The 17,458-nt window shown below is 71.2% G+C and carries 18 protein-coding genes; 10 read left to right on the forward strand and 8 right to left on the reverse strand.

The window, feature by feature from the left end; genetic code table 11:
• The first annotated feature begins 65 nt into the window (after positions 1-65).
• Together ACWFR4_RS03475 and ACWFR4_RS03480 are read left to right on the forward strand one after the other, a co-directional pair.
• Entirely contained in the window at positions 66-314 is a 249-nt protein-coding gene (locus tag ACWFR4_RS03475) for an acyl carrier protein (protein ID WP_100591921.1), read from the forward strand.
• 83 nt (positions 315-397) lie between these two features.
• A complete protein-coding gene (locus ACWFR4_RS03480; protein ID WP_116502272.1) occupies positions 398-1,669 on the forward strand; it encodes a beta-ketoacyl-[acyl-carrier-protein] synthase family protein in 1,272 nt (423 codons plus the stop codon).
• A gap of 88 nt (positions 1,670-1,757) precedes the next feature.
• Here the strand turns inward: ACWFR4_RS03480 and ACWFR4_RS03485 are convergent, their stop codons facing one another.
• Positions 1,758-2,252 carry a DUF3145 domain-containing protein gene (locus tag ACWFR4_RS03485; RefSeq protein ID WP_116502271.1) on the reverse strand — a complete coding sequence of 165 codons (495 nt, stop codon included), beginning with the start codon at positions 2,250-2,252 and terminating at the stop codon, positions 1,758-1,760.
• A gap of 380 nt (positions 2,253-2,632) precedes the next feature.
• On the opposite strand from ACWFR4_RS03485, the gene ACWFR4_RS03490 reads away from it, so the two are divergent.
• Together ACWFR4_RS03490 and ACWFR4_RS03495 are read left to right on the forward strand one after the other, a co-directional pair.
• The gene (locus ACWFR4_RS03490; RefSeq protein ID WP_453650526.1) at positions 2,633-3,553 is read left to right on the forward strand and encodes an SGNH/GDSL hydrolase family protein; all 921 of its coding nucleotides are present in this window, start codon (positions 2,633-2,635) and stop codon (positions 3,551-3,553) included.
• 31 nt (positions 3,554-3,584) lie between these two features.
• On the forward strand, positions 3,585-4,577 hold the full coding sequence (locus ACWFR4_RS03495) for an aldose epimerase family protein (RefSeq protein ID WP_453650528.1): 993 nt from the start codon (positions 3,585-3,587) through the stop codon (positions 4,575-4,577).
• A 102-nt stretch (positions 4,578-4,679) separates the two neighbouring features.
• Here ACWFR4_RS03495 and ACWFR4_RS03500 read toward each other — a convergent pair whose 3' ends face one another.
• On the reverse strand, positions 4,680-7,124 hold the full coding sequence (locus ACWFR4_RS03500) for a glycoside hydrolase family 3 protein (protein WP_453650530.1): 2,445 nt from the start codon (positions 7,122-7,124) through the stop codon (positions 4,680-4,682).
• A gap of 94 nt (positions 7,125-7,218) precedes the next feature.
• Here ACWFR4_RS03500 and ACWFR4_RS03505 point away from each other — a divergent pair, with 94 nt between their 5' ends.
• A complete protein-coding gene (locus tag ACWFR4_RS03505; protein WP_453650648.1) occupies positions 7,219-7,845 on the forward strand; it encodes a TetR/AcrR family transcriptional regulator in 627 nt (208 codons plus the stop codon).
• A gap of 19 nt (positions 7,846-7,864) precedes the next feature.
• Here the strand turns inward: ACWFR4_RS03505 and ACWFR4_RS03510 are convergent, their stop codons facing one another.
• The 5 genes from ACWFR4_RS03510 to ACWFR4_RS03530 all read right to left on the reverse strand — a co-directional run bounded on the left by ACWFR4_RS03510 (position 7,865) and on the right by ACWFR4_RS03530 (position 11,472).
• Complete coding sequence (locus ACWFR4_RS03510; RefSeq protein WP_453650532.1) at positions 7,865-8,194, reverse strand: YrdB family protein; 330 nt, start codon at positions 8,192-8,194, stop codon at positions 7,865-7,867.
• A 19-nt stretch (positions 8,195-8,213) separates the two neighbouring features.
• On the reverse strand, positions 8,214-9,023 hold the full coding sequence (locus ACWFR4_RS03515; RefSeq protein ID WP_453457647.1) for an NAD(P)-dependent oxidoreductase: 810 nt from the start codon (positions 9,021-9,023) through the stop codon (positions 8,214-8,216).
• A gap of 35 nt (positions 9,024-9,058) precedes the next feature.
• A complete protein-coding gene (locus ACWFR4_RS03520; protein ID WP_453650534.1) occupies positions 9,059-9,877 on the reverse strand; it encodes an EI24 domain-containing protein in 819 nt (272 codons plus the stop codon).
• Between the two features lie 67 nt (positions 9,878-9,944).
• Positions 9,945-10,367, reverse strand: a complete 423-nt coding sequence (locus ACWFR4_RS03525) for an organic hydroperoxide resistance protein (protein ID WP_100591911.1) — start codon at positions 10,365-10,367, stop codon at positions 9,945-9,947.
• A gap of 73 nt (positions 10,368-10,440) precedes the next feature.
• Entirely contained in the window at positions 10,441-11,472 is a 1,032-nt protein-coding gene (locus ACWFR4_RS03530; protein ID WP_453650536.1) for an NADP-dependent oxidoreductase, read from the reverse strand.
• Between the two features lie 89 nt (positions 11,473-11,561).
• On the opposite strand from ACWFR4_RS03530, the gene ACWFR4_RS03535 reads away from it, so the two are divergent.
• The gene (locus ACWFR4_RS03535; protein ID WP_453457656.1) at positions 11,562-12,050 is read left to right on the forward strand and encodes a MarR family winged helix-turn-helix transcriptional regulator; all 489 of its coding nucleotides are present in this window, start codon (positions 11,562-11,564) and stop codon (positions 12,048-12,050) included.
• A gap of 72 nt (positions 12,051-12,122) precedes the next feature.
• Here ACWFR4_RS03535 and ACWFR4_RS03540 read toward each other — a convergent pair whose 3' ends face one another.
• A complete protein-coding gene (locus tag ACWFR4_RS03540; RefSeq protein ID WP_453650538.1) occupies positions 12,123-12,803 on the reverse strand; it encodes an SCO2400 family protein in 681 nt (226 codons plus the stop codon).
• 226 nt (positions 12,804-13,029) lie between these two features.
• On the opposite strand from ACWFR4_RS03540, the gene ACWFR4_RS03545 reads away from it, so the two are divergent.
• The 4 genes from ACWFR4_RS03545 (at position 13,030) to chvE (ending at position 17,431) form a co-directional block, all read left to right on the forward strand.
• Entirely contained in the window at positions 13,030-14,193 is a 1,164-nt protein-coding gene (locus ACWFR4_RS03545; protein WP_453457662.1) for a mandelate racemase/muconate lactonizing enzyme family protein, read from the forward strand.
• Positions 14,190-15,194, forward strand: coding sequence for a zinc-dependent alcohol dehydrogenase (locus tag ACWFR4_RS03550; RefSeq protein WP_453650540.1), 1,005 nt, complete (start codon positions 14,190-14,192; stop codon positions 15,192-15,194). Before ACWFR4_RS03545 ends, ACWFR4_RS03550 begins: the two co-directional genes overlap by 4 nt.
• A 93-nt stretch (positions 15,195-15,287) precedes the next feature.
• A complete protein-coding gene (locus ACWFR4_RS03555; RefSeq protein ID WP_453457668.1) occupies positions 15,288-16,256 on the forward strand; it encodes a hypothetical protein in 969 nt (322 codons plus the stop codon).
• Between the two features lie 65 nt (positions 16,257-16,321).
• Positions 16,322-17,431, forward strand: a complete 1,110-nt coding sequence (gene chvE, locus ACWFR4_RS03560; RefSeq protein ID WP_453457671.1) for a multiple monosaccharide ABC transporter substrate-binding protein — start codon at positions 16,322-16,324, stop codon at positions 17,429-17,431.
• Positions 17,432-17,458 lie beyond the last annotated feature (27 nt).

Genomic DNA, 17,458 nt, shown 5'->3' on the forward strand with positions numbered 1-17,458 from the left:
CCGTCCGGATCACTCCGGGCGGAAACGCCGCCACACCCTCTGGATACATAAGAAGGAGCGCCAACATGGCCGCCACTCAGGAAGAGATCGTCGCCGGTCTCGCGGAGATCGTGAACGAGATCGCCGGCATCCCGGTCGAGGACGTCCAGCTGGACAAGTCCTTCACCGACGACCTGGACGTCGACTCGCTGTCCATGGTCGAGGTCGTCGTCGCCGCCGAAGAGCGCTTCGACGTCAAGATCCCGGACGACGACGTCAAGAACCTCAAGACCGTCGGTGACGCCACCGACTACATCGTCAAGCACCAGGCCTGATCAACAGCTCGCCTAGTGCTGCCGCTCCGCCACCCGGCGGTGGCGCCGCTGAATCCCTCGCATCCGTTGGAGAAAGAATTCCTGTGAGCCCGACCAATCGCACCGTGGTCGTCACCGGTATCGGCGCAACCACACCGCTGGGTGGCGACGCGACATCCACCTGGGAGGGTCTGGTCGCCGGTCGTTCCGGTGTCCGTCCCCTCGAACAGGAGTGGGCCGCCGACCAAGCGGTCCGCATCGCCGCGCAGATCGCCGTGGAACCGAGCGAGATCATCCCGCGCCCGCAGGCCCGTCGCCTGGACCGCTCGGCGCAGTTCGCGCTGATCGCGGCCAAGGAGGCCTGGGCCGACGCCGGTTACACCGACAAGGCCGGTGAGGACCCCGCCGTCGCCCCCGACCGGCTCGGCGCGGTCATCGCCTCCGGCATCGGCGGCGTGACGACGCTCCTCGACCAGTACGACGTGCTGAAGGAGAAGGGCGTACGCCGCGTCTCCCCGCACACCGTCCCGATGCTCATGCCGAACGGCCCCTCGGCCAACGTCGGCCTGGCCGTGAACGCCCGCGCGGGTGTGCACACCCCGGTCTCCGCCTGCGCGTCCGGCGCCGAGGCCATCGGCTACGCGATCGAGATGATCCGCACGGGCCGTGCGGACGTCGTGGTCGCCGGTGGCACCGAGGCTGCCATCCACCCGCTGCCCATCGCCGCCTTCGGCAACATGATGGCGATGTCCAAGAACAACGACGACCCGCAGGGCGCCTCGCGTCCCTACGACGTCGGCCGGGACGGCTTCGTCCTCGGTGAGGGCGCCGGTGTCCTGGTCCTCGAGTCCGCCGAGCACGCCGCCAAGCGCGGTGCCCGCGTCTACGCGGAGGCGGTCGGCCAGGGCATCTCCGCCGACAGCCACGACATCGTCCAGCCGGAGCCGGGCGGCCGCGGCATCTCGCAAGCCCTGCAGAACCTGCTCGACAACACCGACCTGGACCCGGCCGAGATCGTGCACGTGAACGCGCACGCGACCTCGACGCCGGCCGGTGACGTGGCCGAGCTCAAGGCGCTGCGCAAGGTCTTCGGCGACGACACCGACCACATGGCGGTCTCCGCCACCAAGTCGATGACCGGCCACCTCCTCGGCGGCGCCGGCGGTATCGAGTCGGTCGCGTCTGTGCTCGCCCTGTACCACCGGGTGGCTCCGCCGACGATCAACGTCGAGAACCTCGACCCGGAGGCGGAGGCTGCCGCCGACATCGTCCGCGGCGAGGCTCGCAAGCTGCCCGTCGAGGGTCGCATCGCCGCGCTGAACGACTCGTTCGGCTTCGGCGGACACAACGTCGTGCTGGCGTTCCGCTCGGTCTGACCCCCGCGTATACGTCAGTTGCCGAAGGGGCCCCCACCATCACGGTGGGGGCCCCTTCGGCAACTGCGAACCACTACATCCGAACGCCTCACACCACCTGGTGCAGCCACCGCACCGGAGCGCCCTCGCCCGCGTAGCGGAAGGATTCCAGTTCGTCGTCCCAGGGCTTGCCGAGGAGCTTGGCGAGTTCGGCTTCCAGGTCCGTCTCGCCACCCTTGGAGCGGGCGAGCGCGGCGCGCAGCCGGTCCTCGGGGATGAGGATGTCGCCGTGGATGCCGGTGACGGCGTGGAAGATGCCCAGTTCGGGGGTGGCGCTGTAGCGCTCGCCCTCGGCCGTCGCGCAGGGTTCCGCCGTCACCTCGAAGCGCAGGAGCTGCCAGCCGCGCAGCGCGGACGCCAGTTTGGAGGCGGTGCCCGCCTCACCGCGCCAGGAGAACTCGGATCTCCACGTTCCCGGCGCCGCCGGCTGGCGGATCCAGTCGAGGTTGATGCGCGCGCCGAGCACGCCCGCGACTGCCCATTCGACGTGCGGGCACAGCGCGCGCGGTGCGGAGTGCACGTACAGAACTCCACGTGTCGTCACCGGGACCTCCAGTGTGGGACGAGGTTCGCCTTCCCCGGCGGCCTCGCGCCCGTGCCGAGCAGTTTTCCCCAAAGACCAGTTGAACCAGGGGAACCAGGAAAAAAGGGACAGATGTGACGTGATGTAATTTAGCGGAAGCTGTACTGCGGGGTTTCACCGGGTCGGCCGACCGCCCTGTCGCTGCCGCGACAGCAGTGGCCGGACCGCCACGGGGCGAGGCTACCGTGTGGCGGCGCAAGGAGTGTGACGTACCGTCGGTCCCGGTGCCCTCAAACGCCGACGTTTCACCCGCGGGGACTCAACCGCGGCGGGGTGCACGGCGTCACGTTCGACGACAGAGGCGCCGGCAGCGGCCAGAAGCGGTGAGAGAGGACAACGGGATGCGGATCCGAAGCCACCGGTCAGCTGCCGCCCGGGCCGCCGTCGCCGGTGTGACGGCGGTTCTGCTCGGCGCCGCGGGCCTCGCCGCGTGCGACGCGATCGGCGGCAACTCCCCGGGGCCGAAGGGCAGTACGGCCGGTACGAAGCCGTCCCCCAAGCCCACCCCCACGTGGGACACGAGCCCGCGCTCCGTTGCCGCCGTGGGCGACTCCATCACGCGCGGCTTCGACGCCTGCTCGGTCCTCACGGACTGCCCGGAGGTGTCGTGGGCGACCGGTTCCGACACCGGGGTGCGCAGTCTCGCGGTCCGGCTCCTGGGGAAGGACCGGGCGGCCACCCACAGTTGGAACTACGCGCGCACCGGCGCCCGGATGGCTGACCTTCCCGCGCAGATGGAGCAAGCGGCCGCGGTGTCGCCGGGCCTGGTGACGGTGATGGCGGGGGCCAACGACGCGTGTCGGCCGACACCCGCCTCGATGACGCCGGTCGACACGTTCCGCGCCGACTTCGAGGACGCGATGCGCACGCTGCGGCGCGAGGTGCCCAAGGCGCAGGTGTATGTGTCGAGCGTGCCGGACCTCAAGCGCCTGTGGTCGGCGGGCCGGACGAACCCGCTGGGCAAGCAGGTGTGGAAGCTCGGCATCTGTTCGTCGATGCTGGCCGACCCGGACGACCTCGCCGCGGCGGCGACGCGGCGCCGGGCGTCGGTGCAGGACCGCGTGGTGGCGTACAACGAGGTGCTCCAGGACGTGTGCGCGAAGGACCGGCGGTGCCGGTACGACGGCGGGGCGGTCTTCGACTACCGGTTCGACGGGCGGCAGCTGAGTCACTGGGACTGGTTCCACCCCAGCAAGGACGGCCAGTCGCGGCTCGCGGCGATGGCGTACCGCCGGGTGACGGCGAAGGAGCCCATCACCTGAGCCGGGGGCTCCCGGGCGTAGGGTCTCGATCATGCGCAGCGAACTCTTCGGCACGCTCCCCGACGGCACGCCTGTCCACCGCTGGACCCTCGAACGCGGCGGGATGCGGGTGCGCGTCCTGACGTACGGCGGGATCGTGCAGTCGGCGGAGGTTCCCGACCGGGCCGGTGCCACGGCGGATGTGGCACTCGGGTTTCCCTCGCTGGACGGGTACCTCGCCCATCCGGGCCCTTTCCTCGGCGCGCTGGTCGGCCGGTACGCGAACCGGATCGCGGGCGGCCGCTTCCCGCTCGACGGCCGGATCTACCACCTGGCGCAGAACAACGGGACGAACGCGCTGCACGGCGGCGAGCGCGGCTTCGACAAGCGCGTGTGGGACGCGGACCAGCTGGAGCACGGTGTGCGCCTGCACCGGGTGAGCCCGCACGGCGAGGAGGGCTTCCCGGGGCGTATGGAGGTCTCGGCGACGTACACGCTCGACGAGGGCGGGGCACTGCGGATCGCGTACGAGGCGGTGACCGACGCGCCGACCGTCGTGAACCTGACGAACCACTCGTACTGGAATCTGGGCGGTGCGGGCTCGGGTGACGCGGCGGGCGGGCACGAGGTGCGGATCGCGGCCTCGCGGTTCACCGCGGCGGACGGGGACCTCATCCCGACCGGGGAGTTCACCGACGTGGCGGGGACGGCCCTCGACTTCCGTGAGCCGCGGAAGCCGGGGCTCGGCCACGACCGCAACTACGTGCTCGACAAGGGGGTCACCGAGGCACCCGTGGAGGTCGCCGAGCTGCACGACCCGGCGTCGGGGCGGACGCTGACCGTCGCGACGACCGAGCCGGGGCTCCAGTTGTACACAGCCGACCACTTCGACGAGACGCTGCCGTTCGCGCCCGGCGCCGGGATCGCCCTGGAGACCCAGCACTTCCCGGACTCCCCCAACCGGCCCCGGTTCCCGTCGACGGAACTGAGGCCGGGTCAGGTGTTCCGGTCGGAGACGGTGTACGGGTTCGGCACCCGCGCCTGAGCCGCCGGAGCCTGAGCCGGAACCGGAACCCGTACCCCCATCAGCCCGGGCACCCGCTCAAGCACCGGCACCGGCACCCGCACCCGCACCCGGTGAGTCCGCTCAGACCTTGACCCTCGCGCTCACGCGGCGGTCCGCGACCGAGCGGCCCGCCTCGACCTCGTACGCACCCGGCTGGTGCGCCCACGCGCCGGCGTTCTCGTCCCAGATCTCGAAGGCGCGGCGCGGCAGCGGGACGGTGACCTCGACGCTCTCGCCGGGTGCCGCCTCGACGCCCGCGAAGCCGGCCAGCCAGCGGGCCGGGCGGGCGGGGTCGGCCTGCTCGGGCGCCAGATAGACCTGGACCACCTCGCGACCGGACCGCTCACCGGAATTGCGCACCCGGACCACAGCCGTCGCGCCCGCGTCCCGCACCTCGATCGCCTCGTACGTCCAGTCGGTGTAGCCGAGGCCGTGGCCGAAGGCGTACGACGGGGTGACGCCCGACCGCTCCCAGGCGCGGTAGCCGATGAACACGCCCTCGGTGTAGGCCAGCCGGCCGTCGGTGGGGGCGACCTCGGTGACGGGTGCGTCATCGAACGTGCCCCAGGTGGTGGGCAGCCGGCCGCCGGGCTCCTCGGCTCCGGTGAGGACGTCGGCGAGGGCGTCACCGCCCTCCTGGCCGGGGAACCAGCTCAGGAGCACGGCCGCGACGTCCTCGCGCCACGGGAGTTCCACCGGGGAGCCGGAGTTCACGACCACGACGGTGTTCGGGTTGGCGGCGGCGACGGCGCGCACCAGGTCGTCCTGGCGGCCCGGCAGGCGCAGGTCCTTGCGGTCGAAGCCCTCGGACTCGACGCGTTCGGTGGTGGCCACCACGACGACCGCGGTGTCGGCGGAGCGCGCGGCCTCGACGGCTTCGGCGATCAGCTCGTCGGGGTCGCGCTGCGGCTCACGGTGGACCAGCGAGAACGCGATGGCCTGGAGCGGGGCGCCCTCGGGCTTGAAGACGACGTAGCGCAGGGATACGTCGACGGGTTCGCCGGCGACGAGGTCGACGTCCCCGCGGCCGACGGGGCTGCCGAAGAACGCCGCGAACGGGTCGGCGGCGGAGGCGAGCGGCTGCTCCCCGTCGAAGAGGACCTGTCCGGCGACGGTGAGGGTGAAGCCGCCGATGCCCTGGGTGCCGAAGGTGTGCGGCCCGGAGGCGCGCGGGGTGAAGGTGCCGGTGATCTCGACGGTGTGCAGGGTGTCGTGGGTGACGCCGTCGGGCAGGTCGGCGCCGATCCACTGGATGCGGCCGCCGGGCACGGAGGCGGTGCCGATGACGTCGCCGGCGGCGCCCAGGCAGCGGGCGCGCAGCTCGAACCCGGCGCCCGCGGCGGCGAGTTCCTCGTTCGGGTCGGCGCCGATCGCGTACGTGAGCGTGCCCTCGGGGAGCGCGGCGGTCAGTCCGTCGAGCGGGGAGACGACGTGGGCGGGGAAGACGGTGGCGGAGCCGCCGCCGAGGACGCGGGCGTCGCGTGCGGCGGCGCCGATGAGGGCGACACTGCCGCCCGCACGCAGCGGGAGCGCCCCGGAGTTGCGCACGAGGACGAAGGCGCGGCGGGCGATCTCGCGGGCGAGTGCCTCGCCGTCGATCCCGGCGGGGGTCTCGGTGTCGGTGACCTCGGGGGCGGCACCTTCGAGGATGCCGACGCGGGCGGCGAGGCGCAGCACGTTGCGCACGGCCTCGTCGACGGTGGACTCCTCGATCTCTCCGGCACGGACGGCGGCGGCGAGCGCGGGCCCGTACACCGTCTTCGGGCCGGGCATGGCCACGTCCAGGCCGCCCTCGATGTCGCCGGTGGTGGAGCGGGCGGCCATCCAGTCGGAGACGTTGAAGCCGTCGAAGCCCCATTCGCCGCGCAGCACCTCGTTCACGAGGTAGCGGTGTTCGGTCATCGTCGTGCCGTTGACCGTGTTGTAGGCGGTCATGATGCCCCAGGGGTGCGCGTTCTCGACGATCGCCTCGAAGGGGGCGAGGTAGAGCTCGCGCAGGGCGCGGGCGCTGACCACGTTGTCCACGGTGAAGCGGTCGGTCTCGGCGTCGTTGGCGACGAAGTGCTTGACGGTGGTGCCGACTCCGCCGGACTGCACGCCGCGTACATAGCCGGTGCCGATCGCGCCGGTCAGGTACGGGTCCTCGCTGTACGCCTCGAAGTGCCGGCCTCCGACGGGCGTGCGGTGCAGGTTGACGGTCGGGGCGAGCAGCACGTGCACGCCCTTGCGCCGGGCCTCCTGGGCGAGCAACTGCCCTGCCCTGCACGCGAGTTCGGGGTCCCAGGTGGCGGCGAGCGCGGTCGGTGACGGAAGGGCGATCGAGGGGTCGTCGGCGGTCCAGCGGATGCCGCGGACGCCGATCGGGCCGTCCGACATCACGAGGGACGCGAGGCCGATGCCGGGCACGGCGGGCAGGGACCACATGTCCTGCCCGGCGAGAAGGCCCGCCTTGGTGTCGAGGTCGAGCTTGCCGAGCGCGGCCTCGACGACCGCCTCGCGTGCCTGGTCCTGCTGGGTGTCCGCCACGACGGCGCCTCCTCGTTGAAGTCCGACCCTTGTCCGCCATCCTGCACCCGCTACCTGTAGATCGGTAGGTTTCGTTATCTCGCCGTTATGAATGATGTCGTACGGTGACGGCATGGGTACGAGAACCGCCAGGAGCGAGGAACGGCGCGCGGAGATCCTCCGTGCCGCCCTGGAGGTGATCGCCGAGCGCGGGTACCGCGGCGCGACACTGGGGGCGGTGGCCGAGCGCGTCGGGCTCACGCAGCAAGGGCTGCTGCACTACTTCCGCACCAAGGAGGCGCTGCTCGTCGCGGTCCTGGAGGAGCGCGACCAGTGGGACGCGGTGCCGGACGGCCGGTGGCGCCTCGACCTGCTCGCCTCGCTGGTCGAGTACAACGCGATGCGTCCCGGCATCGTGCAGACGTTCTCCGCGCTGCTCGGCGAGAGCGTCACGGAGGACCACCCGGCGCGGCCCTACTTCACACAGCGGTACGGGAACGTGCGGGAGAGCATGGCCGCCGCGCTGCGCACCGAGTACGGGGAGCGGCTGCCCGGCGGCCTCACACCCGAGCGGGCGGCGCCGCTGCTCGTGGCGGTGATGGACGGGCTGCAGTACCAGTGGCTGCTGGACCCCGAGTCGGTGGACATGTCGGGCGCGTTCCGCGACTTCCTGGCACTCATCGAAGGCGAACCGGACGACCGGGGCGACACGGGCGACACAGGGGACGCAGCCCTCGGGTGAACTCCCGTGTGCGCGGCGGCTACTGGCGCCAGACGACCGCGAGCGTCTTGCTCACGGCGCACACCAGGACGTAGGCGACGGCCCAGCCGACGGACCCGGCCAGCAGGAGCGCGGCCGCGCCCGCCCCGAACCACACCAGCTCGAAGGCGACCCGGCCCGCGCCCCGTGTCTTGTACGACGCCTTCTGGGACCCGAACAGCGCCCACAGCGTGATCATCACCGCGATGACCCCGAGGCCGAGGAGCCAGGCGAGCGGGGCGGCGACGTCGCGAGTGACCCCCCAGCGCCCGACGGCCCCGAGAGCGGCCAGTTCGATCAGGAAGAGCACACCCAGGTTCGCCGTCTTCATGGGCGCAGTATGACCCGGCCTACCGCTCGCGGATACGGGTGACGGCCCGCGCGATGTCCTCGTGGGCGAGGGACGGGTCCGCCGCGGCCTCCTTGAAGTGACCCAACACGGCTTCCATCGCCGGGAGTTCGGTGGTCTCGGTGGCCAGGGCGATGTCCTTGACGGCGAGGTCCGAGCCGAAGTGCACGCCCTGGGCGAAGGCGCGGGCGACGGCTCCGCCGAGGGGGCCCGCGGCGAGGGCGCCCTTCGCGACGTCCTCGGGCAGGCCGAGCGCGTCCGCTAGCGCCATGGCCTCGGCGACCAGGCCGACGCCGCCGATGACGGCGGTGTTGACGACGAGTTTGAGTGCGGCGCCGGAGCCGGGCGCGCCGGTGCGGGTGACCGTCCCGAGGTGGGCGAGTACGCCTTCGATCCGGTCCGCATTGCCGCCCGCGAGAATGCCGAGCTCGCCCGCCTCGGCCTTGTCGGTGCTGCCCATGACCGGGGCGTCGACGAGGGTCACCCCGTCACCGAGGCGGGCCGCCAGCTGCCGTACGGCCTCGGGCCCGATGGTCGACATCTCCGCCCAGCAGGTGCCGGGCCGCAGCTCGGGCGCGATGGCGTCGGCGACCTCGGACACGGCGTCCGGGGTGGCGAGCATCGTGATGACCACATCCGCGTCGCGCACGGCGTCGGCGGGGCTGTCGGCGAGCACGGCGCCCCGTTCGACGAGCAGGGCGGCCTTCGCCGGGGTGCGGTTCCAGACGGTCAGCGGGTGTCCGGCGTCGAGGAGATGGCGGGCCATGGGCGCGCCCATGTGACCGAGGCCGAGGAAGGCGATCTTTTCCATGCTCCGACGCTAGCCCCTGTCCGCGGCCCCCGGCGTCAGTACGTGGCCGGTTCCCCGGGCTCCGGGGCCGGTTCCGGGGCCGGTTCCGGGGCCGGTTCCGGGGCCGGTTCCGGGGCCGTCTCGCCGAGCAGGTCGCGGGCCATCAAGGTCGCGCCCGCCACCGCTCCCGGCATCAGGAACACCGCCACGAACGGCACCAGGAACGCGACCGCGAGCGGAGTACCGAAGCCCCAGGCGAGGCCCTTGCGGGAGCGCAACAGGGCGAGGCGCTCTCGGAGTTCGACGCCGCGGCGCTGGAGCGCGACCGCGGCGAGCTCCTCCGTGAGGAAGAAGCCGGTGACGAAGAAGCCGATCACCGGGACGACGGTCTGGCCGACGAGCGGGACGAAGCCGAGGGCGAAGAGCAGGATGGCCCAATCGGCGGCGCGCACCAGGGTGCGCAGGCTGTCGCGGGCCGAGATCCACAGTTCGCGCCAGAGCGGGAGCCCCGACTCGGGGGCGTGGCCGCCCTCGGCGAGGTCGACCTGTTCCGACAGGGACTCGTAGAAGGGCTGGCCGATCAGGAGGGTGACGGCGGTGAAGGTGAGGACGGCTATGAGCAGGGCCAGGGCGAAGAGCACGGCCGTCAGGAAGCCGCGGAACAGGCCGGCCCACGGCGAGGTCCAGTCGTCGGCGAAGGGGGTCGCCCAGGTGACGAAGTCGTCGCCCCACCGCGTCAGGCAGATCAGCGCGGCCGCGTACAGGACGAGGGTGATCAGGCCGGGCAGGAGCCCCACACCGAACTGCTTGCCGTGCTGGTTGACCCAGCGCTGGCCCTTCATCAAGTAGCCGAAGCCCGCCCCGAGATCATGCATGGGGACACCCTATGGGACCGGCCCGCACCCCTTTCGCGGAGTACGGGCCGGGACCGGGTCACATCGGTCACACGGAGAGCGTGACCGTGATGTTGCCGCGGGTGGCCTTGGAGTACGGGCACACCTGGTGGGCCTTCTCGACCAGGGACTTGGCGGTGGCCTCGTCCACGTTCGGGATCTTGGCGGCGATCTCGACGATGAGGCCGAAGCCCTCGTCGTTCTTGCCGATGCCCACGTGCGCGGTGACGGTCGAGCCGGAGATGTCGGCGTTCTCCTGGCGGGCGACCACGGCGAGCGCCCCCTGGAAGCAGGCGCTGTAGCCGGCGGCGAACAGCTGCTCCGGGTTGGTGCCGGCGCCGCTGCCGCCCTGCTCCTTGGGCGGGTTCACGACGACGTCGAGCTTGCCGTCGTCCGTGGAGACGCGGCCGTCACGGCCGTTCTCCGCGGTGGCCACGGCGGTGTAGACGACGTCCGACTGCTGGATGGGCATCCCGTACTCCCTCATTCGATCCGGTAGGCGGAAAGAGGTTACCGAATCCCGGAAGAATCGAGCGTGACCGGGGTCACTCCCCCAGCTTGACGACCATCTTTCCGATGTTGTCGCCGCGCAGAACCCCGAGGAACGCCTCCAGGTTGTTCTCGATGCCCTCGACGACGGTCTCGCGGTACTTGAGCTCGCCGGAGCGGATCCAGGCGCCGACCTGCTGCACGAACTGCGGCTGGAGGTCGTAGTGGTCGCCGACGAGGAAGCCCTCGATACGGCCACGGGTCTGGATCAGGCGGGACAGGTTGCGCGGGCCGGGGGCGGCCTCGGTGTTGTTGTAGACCGAGATCGCGCCGCAGATCGCGATGCGCCCGTCCCGGTTGAGCTGGCCGATCGCCGCTTCGAGGTGGTCGCCGCCGACGTTGTCGAAGTAGACGTCGATGCCGTCGGGAGCCGCCTTCTTGAGCTGCTCGAAGACGGAGCCGTCCTTGTAGTTGAACGCCGCGTCGAAGCCGTACTCCTCGATGAGGAGCTTGACCTTCTCGGCCGATCCGGCCGAGCCGACGACGCGGCCGGCGCCGAGGAGCTTGGCGATCTGGCCGACCTGGCTGCCGACGGCACCGGCCGCGCCGGAGACGAAGACCGTGTCACCCTCCTTGAAGGACAGGGTGCGCAGGAGACCCGCGTACGCGGTGAGGCCCGTCATGCCGAGGACACCGAGGTACGCCGACAGGGGCGCGGCCTCCGGGTCGACCTTCACGGCCTGCTTGGCGTCGAACGTGGCGTACTCGCGCCAGCCGTTGAAGTGCAGCACGTGGTCACCGACGGCCACACCCTCGTCGTTCGAGGCGACGACCACGCCGACCGCGCCGCCCTGCATCGCCTTGCCGAGCTCGTACGGGGCGACGTACGACTTGGCGGCGCTCATGCGGCCGCGCATGTAGGGGTCCACGGACACGTACAGGTTCTTGACGAGCACCTGGCCGGGGCCGGGCTGGGGGATCTCCACCTCGGCGAGCTGGAAGTCCTCGGGCTTGGGCCAGCCGACCGGGCGGCCGGTCAGGTGCCACTCGCGGCTGGTGGCGGGGATCTGAGGGGTGTCGACAGACATGGCGGGGCGCCTCCTGATTGCTTCACTTACTGAAACAACCATGCTCCTCGATATTTCATAGTGTCAAGTAAATGGGTACTCTGGAGTACATGGCCGCAAGCAGCTCCGCCCCAAAACCCGTGACGGACGACCCCGTGACAACCGATCCCGCGACAGCCGACCCGGTGACCGCCGACCTGGTCGAGCTGATCGGCACGCTGGTCTCACGTCACTACAAGGAGTACGAGCAGGCCGCCGGGGGCCAGGGGCTCACCACGGCGCAGGCGCGGGTCCTCGACCTGCTCTCCCGCGAGCCGATGCCCATGCGGCGCATAGCCCAGCAGGTGAACTGCGAGCCGTCGAACATCACCGGGCTCATCGACCGCCTGGAAGCGCGCGGCCTCGTCGAGCGCCGCCCCGACCCGGCCGACCGGCGCGTGAAACTGGCCGCGCCGACGGAAGAGGGCGTGCGGATGGCGCGCGGCGTGCAGGGGAACCTGGGCTTCGCTCGCGGGGCCATCGCCTCGCTGACCGGCGAGGAGCGGGACGCACTGCGCAGGCTCCTCGCCAAGATGATGGACGGCGACGTCGCGGCCTGACGCCGGCCGTGGCTTCCGGCGACAAGCCGTGGCTTCCGGCAGGAAAACGACGCAGGCCGCACGGCGCAACCCTTAGGTGCACCACCACAGGAAGCGGTCGCACGTCTTCGTCGGGGTGGGCTGCGGCGGGGGCGGTGTCGTGGTGGGTCCGGGAGCGGGGGTGCCGGGGCCGGCCGGGGTGTCCGTGGTCGGGGTGGCGGCGGGCACCGAGGTGGCGCGCCCTCCGGTCCCTTCTTTCGTCTCCCCCGGCTTCTTGTCCTTGTCGTCCTTCGCGTCCTTGGACTCCGACGCGGACGGGGAGGGGGATGCCGAGGCGCTCGACGCCCGCGGGTCCGCCTCGGCCGCGGCGGCACCGGTCGGGGTGGCGGCCGCCGAGGACGCGGCGGCCTCGGCCTCCTGGTCGGCGGCCTCCTCGGCCGACGTGGACGAGCCCCGCCCGTCGCCGTCCGCCGACGACTCGGTGCCGAGTTCCGCGAAGCTGAGGCCGCCCGCGGCGAGCGCGAGCCCCGCGGCGGCGATCACTATCTTGTTGCGCCGGCGCCGGTGGGCCCTGCGAGCACCGCGCTCACGGCGTTCCCTGCGGGAGCGGCGGGTGTGCGTGGGTTCGTCGGCGTAAGAGGCGCCGGCGTTCTCGGCCGACTCCTGCGCCGCGAGCGCCTCCGCGTGCTCGCGGCAGGCTTCGGCGGGCGTGCCGCACCCAGGGCAGGCGAGGGCGCCGTTGAGGTGCCTTCGGCACGGGTGGCAGTAATCCATGACGCATGGAGGCTAGGCGCCGCGCCGGTAACGGAAAAAGCCGGTGCTGTGAATGTTTTGTGCGGAACCGCGTGTTCCAAAGAATTGACCCTCCATACGGCTTCTGTGCACGGCGTACCGGGCGATCCGGTGCGAGAACCATTGACACCCCGCGCGCGCCTCCTTACTGTCACGCCAAGATTTCGAACGCATGACGAAATATCGAACGTCGCAGGGGGCAACTGCCGTGCGCATCACGGGAATCAGCACACACGTGGTCGGGACGCCTTGGCGCAACCTGACCTACGTCCAGGTGCACACCGACGAGGGGATCACCGGGGTCGGCGAGACCCGGATGCTGGGCCACACCGACGCGCTCGTCGGCTATCTGAAGGAGGCTCAGGCCAACCACATCGTCGGCTCCGACCCGTTCGCCGCCGAGGACCTCGTACGGCGCATGAAGTACGGGGACTACGGGCGGGCCGGAGAAATCGTGATGTCCGGCATCGCGGTCGTCGAGATGGCCTGCTGGGACATCAAGGGCAAGGCGCTCGGCGTGCCGGTGTGGCAGTTGCTCGGCGGCAAGGTGACGGACCGGGTCAAGGCGTACGCGAACGGCTGGTACACCACCGAGCGCACCCCGGAGGCCTACCACAAGGCGGCGCGGGCCGTGATGGAGCGCGGCTACCGGGCGCTGAAGATCGACCCGTTCGGGACGGGGCACTACGAGCTGGACCACGAACAGAGTCTGTACGCCGTGTCGTTGATCGAGGCGGTGCGCGACGCGATCGGGCCCGACGCCGAGCTGATGCTGGAGATGCACGGCCGGTTCTCGCCCTCCACCGCCATCCGGCTGGCGCGCGATCTCGCTCCCTTCAAGCCCGCGTGGCTGGAGGAACCGGTGCCGCCGGAGAACCTCAAGGCATTGGAGAAGGTGGCCGCGAAGGTGGACATCCCGGTCGCCACGGGTGAGCGGATCCATGACCGGATCGAGTTCCGCGAGCTGTTCGAGAGCCAGGCCGCGGACATCATCCAGCCGGACGTCGGCCACATCGGCGGCATCTGGGAGACGCGGAAGCTGGCGGCGACGGCGGAGTCCCACTACGTGCTGGTCGCGCCGCACAACGTGGGCGGTCCCGTACTCACCGCCGCCTCGCTCCAAGTCGGCTTCACCACACCGAACTTCAAGGTCCTCGAGCACTTCAACGACTTCGCGGACGCGGACATCAAGAAGGTGGTGAAGGGCGCGCCGCAGGTCGATCCGGAGACCGGGTGCTTCGAGCTGTCGCACGAGCCGGGGCTCGGGGTCGAGCTGGACGTGGACGCGGCGGCCGAGTTCCCGCAGCAGCAGGCCCGGTTCGACCTGTGGGCGGAGGGCTGGGAGCAGCGCCGGCCGGAGGGGACACGGTGAGCGTCGCGGTCGTCGTCGAGGCGCCGGGCGCGTACCGGATCGTCCCTCACGAGCCGACGCCGCCGGGTGCCGGCGAGGCGCTGGTCCGCGTCCACGCCGTGGGCATCTGCGGCAGCGACCGCGAGGTGTACCGGGGCAACCGGCCCGAGGGGTATGTGCGGTACCCGCTCGTGCCGGGCCACGAGTGGTCCGGCACCGTCGAGGCCGTCGGGCCGGGCGCCCCGGAGTCGCTCGTCGGCAGGAAGGTCGTCGGCGAGGGCTTCCGCAACTGCCAGGTCTGCGACCGGTGTCACGCCGGCGAGACCACGCTGTGCACGACCGGGTACGAGGAGACCGGGTTCACGCAGCCCGGCGCCATGGCCGCCACACTGACCCTGCCCGCCCGGCTCCTGCACGTCCTGCCGGACGACGCCGACCTGACGGCGGCCGCGCTGCTCGAACCCGCGGCCTGCGTCGCCGCGGCCGCGCTCAAGGCGGGCGCGCGGCCCGGCGAACGGGTCGCCGTCGTCGGTGCGGGCACCCTGGGCATGCTCGCCGTGCAGTTCCTCGCGGCGAACTCCCCCGCCGACCTCCTCACCGTCGACACCCGACCCGAACGCGCCGCCCTGGCACGGAAGTTCGGCTCGACGGACTTCCGTACGCCCGACCAGGAGCTGCCCGGCGACTTCGATGTGGTGATCGAGACCGCCGGGTCCGCGGACTCGGCCCGTACCGCGGCGTCGCTGCTGCGGCGCGGGGGGCGGCTCGTCCTCACCGGGCTCCCGGCATCCGGTGCGGCCGGGCTCGATCCGACCGGACTCGTCGTGCGGCAGCTGGAGGTGCGGACCGTGTTCGGGGCGCCGCCGGCGGCCTGGGCGCACGCCGTGCGGGTCTTCGGCGCGCGACTCCTGGATCCGCTGCCGCTGGTGACGCACGAGCTGCCGCTGGATCGTTTCCCGTACGCCATCGAGCTGGTGGGATCCGGTGACCCCAAGGTGGGCAAGGTGCTGCTGCTCCCCTAGCCCCTGCCGCCCGGCACGTTCCGGGCCTGCGCACACCCCACGATCCGAACCTCGTTCGAAATATCGAACAACGCCGAACGTGAAGGACTGCCCGTGACCGACTCCCCTTCTCCCCGCCGCCCCGGCGAACCCGCCCTCGCGGCCCTGGGCCTGTCCGCCCCCCGCACCGACGACAGCGACACCTCCCCGCACGCCTTCCCCGACGGCGGTACCTGGCGCACGGAGATCCCCTCCGTCGAGGGCCCCGAGGCGCTGGCCGTCGTCCTCAAGGAGGCCTCGCGCCTCGACGTGCCGGTCCACCGGATCAGCCAGGGCAGCGGCGTGTGGATGCTCACCGACGCCGAGATCACCGAGATGGTCGAGTCCGCCGCCGAGCGGGACATCGAGCTGTGCCTGTTCACCGGTCCGCGCGGCACCTGGGACACCGGCGCCTCCGTGCGCACCGACTCGCACGGCGCCGGCCTGCGGGCCCGCGGCCACGACGCCGTCGCCGGATGCGTGGAAGACGCCGTCCGGGCAACGGAGTTGGGCGTGAAGTGCCTGCTCGTCGCCGACGAGGGCGTGCTGTGGACGCTGCACCGGGCGCGCGAGCAGGGGGTGATCCCCGGTGACACCACGCTCAAGGTCTCCGCGCTCATCGGGCCGGTCAACCCGGCCTCCTATGCCGTCTTCGAGCGGCTCGGCGCCGACTCGCTCAATGTGCCGAGCGACCTGACACCGGCTCATCTCACCGAGATCCGCCGGATCTCCGCCGCCCCCATGGACCTGTACGTCGAGGCGCCGGACGACCTCGGCGGCTATGTACGGATGTACGAGATCGCGGAACTGATCCGCCGCGGGGCGCCGCTGTACCTGAAGTTCGGGCTCGCGAAGGCCCCCGGCCTCTACCCGTACGGCGCCCATCTGCGCGACGTCACTCTCGACACCGCCCGTGAGCGCGTGCGCCGCGGCCGCCTCGCCCTCGACCTGCTGGCCCGGCACGGCGCGGACGGCGGCATGTCGCCGCTGGGCTCGCGGCTGCCGGGCGCTCTCGACCGCTTCCCGCTGACCGTTTCCCGCTGAATTTCCCGCCGAATTTCCCGCGGATGTTTCCGCTCCCCCGACGCGACCGACAAGGACTGATGACCATGCGCAACCGCAGAAGTGCCGTTTCCGCCGTGGCGGGAGCCGCCGCTCTCGCCCTCGCCCTGACCGCCTGCGGGCAGAGCAGTGAGGGCGGCAGCAAGCAAGGGAAGGACAAGAAGGAGATGACCGTCGGCATCGCCATGCCGACCAAGTCGTCCGAGCGCTGGATAGCCGACGGCAAGAACATGGTCACCACGCTGCAAAAGGCCGGCTACAAGACGACCCTGCAGTACGGCGAGGACGACGTCGACCAGCAGGTCCAGCAGCTCGAGGGCATGATCACGCAGGGCGTGGACGCGCTGGTCATCGCCGCGATCAACGGCGACGCGCTCTCCAACGTCCTCAAGGAGGCCCATGACGCGGACATCCCCGTCATCTCCTACGACCGCCTCCTGCTCAACTCCCCCTACGTCGACTACTACGCCTCCTTCGACAACGAGAAGGTCGGCCGGCTCCAGGGCACGTACATCACCGAGAAGCTGGGTCTGAAGGACGGCTCCAAGAAGGGGCCCTTCAACATCGAGCTGTTCGCGGGCTCGAACGACGACAACAACACCAAGTACTTCTTCAACGGCGCCATGAAGGTGCTCCAGCCCTACATCGACAAGAAGCAGCTCGTGGTCAGGTCCGGCCAGACGGCGCTCAACAAGGTCACGACGCTGCGCTGGGACGGCGGCACCGCGCAGAAGCGCATGGACGACCTGCTCACGTCGTCGTACTCCTCGGCCAAGGTGGACGCCGTCCTCTCCCCGTACGACGGCATCTCGATCGGCATCCTGTCCGCGCTCAAGTCCGACGACTACGGCTCCGCGAGCAAGCCGCTGCCCGTCGTCACCGGGCAGGACGCCGAGGTCGCCTCGGTGAAGTCGATCGTCGCGGGCCAGCAGACCCAGACCGTCTACAAGGACACCCGGCAGCTGGCCAAGGTCGCTTCCAGCATGGTCGACGCGGTGCTGAAGGGGAAGAAGCCGCAGGTCAACGACACCACGTCGTACAACAACGGCAAGAAGGTCGTGCCGTCCTATCTGCTCCAGCCGGTGAGCGTCGACAAGAGCAACTACCAGAAGGAGCTCATCGACACCGGCTACATCAAGGCGAGCGACCTCAAGTAGCCCGCCCACACCACCGGTTCACACGGA

This window comes from Streptomyces sp. NPDC055140 (assembly GCF_053607285.1).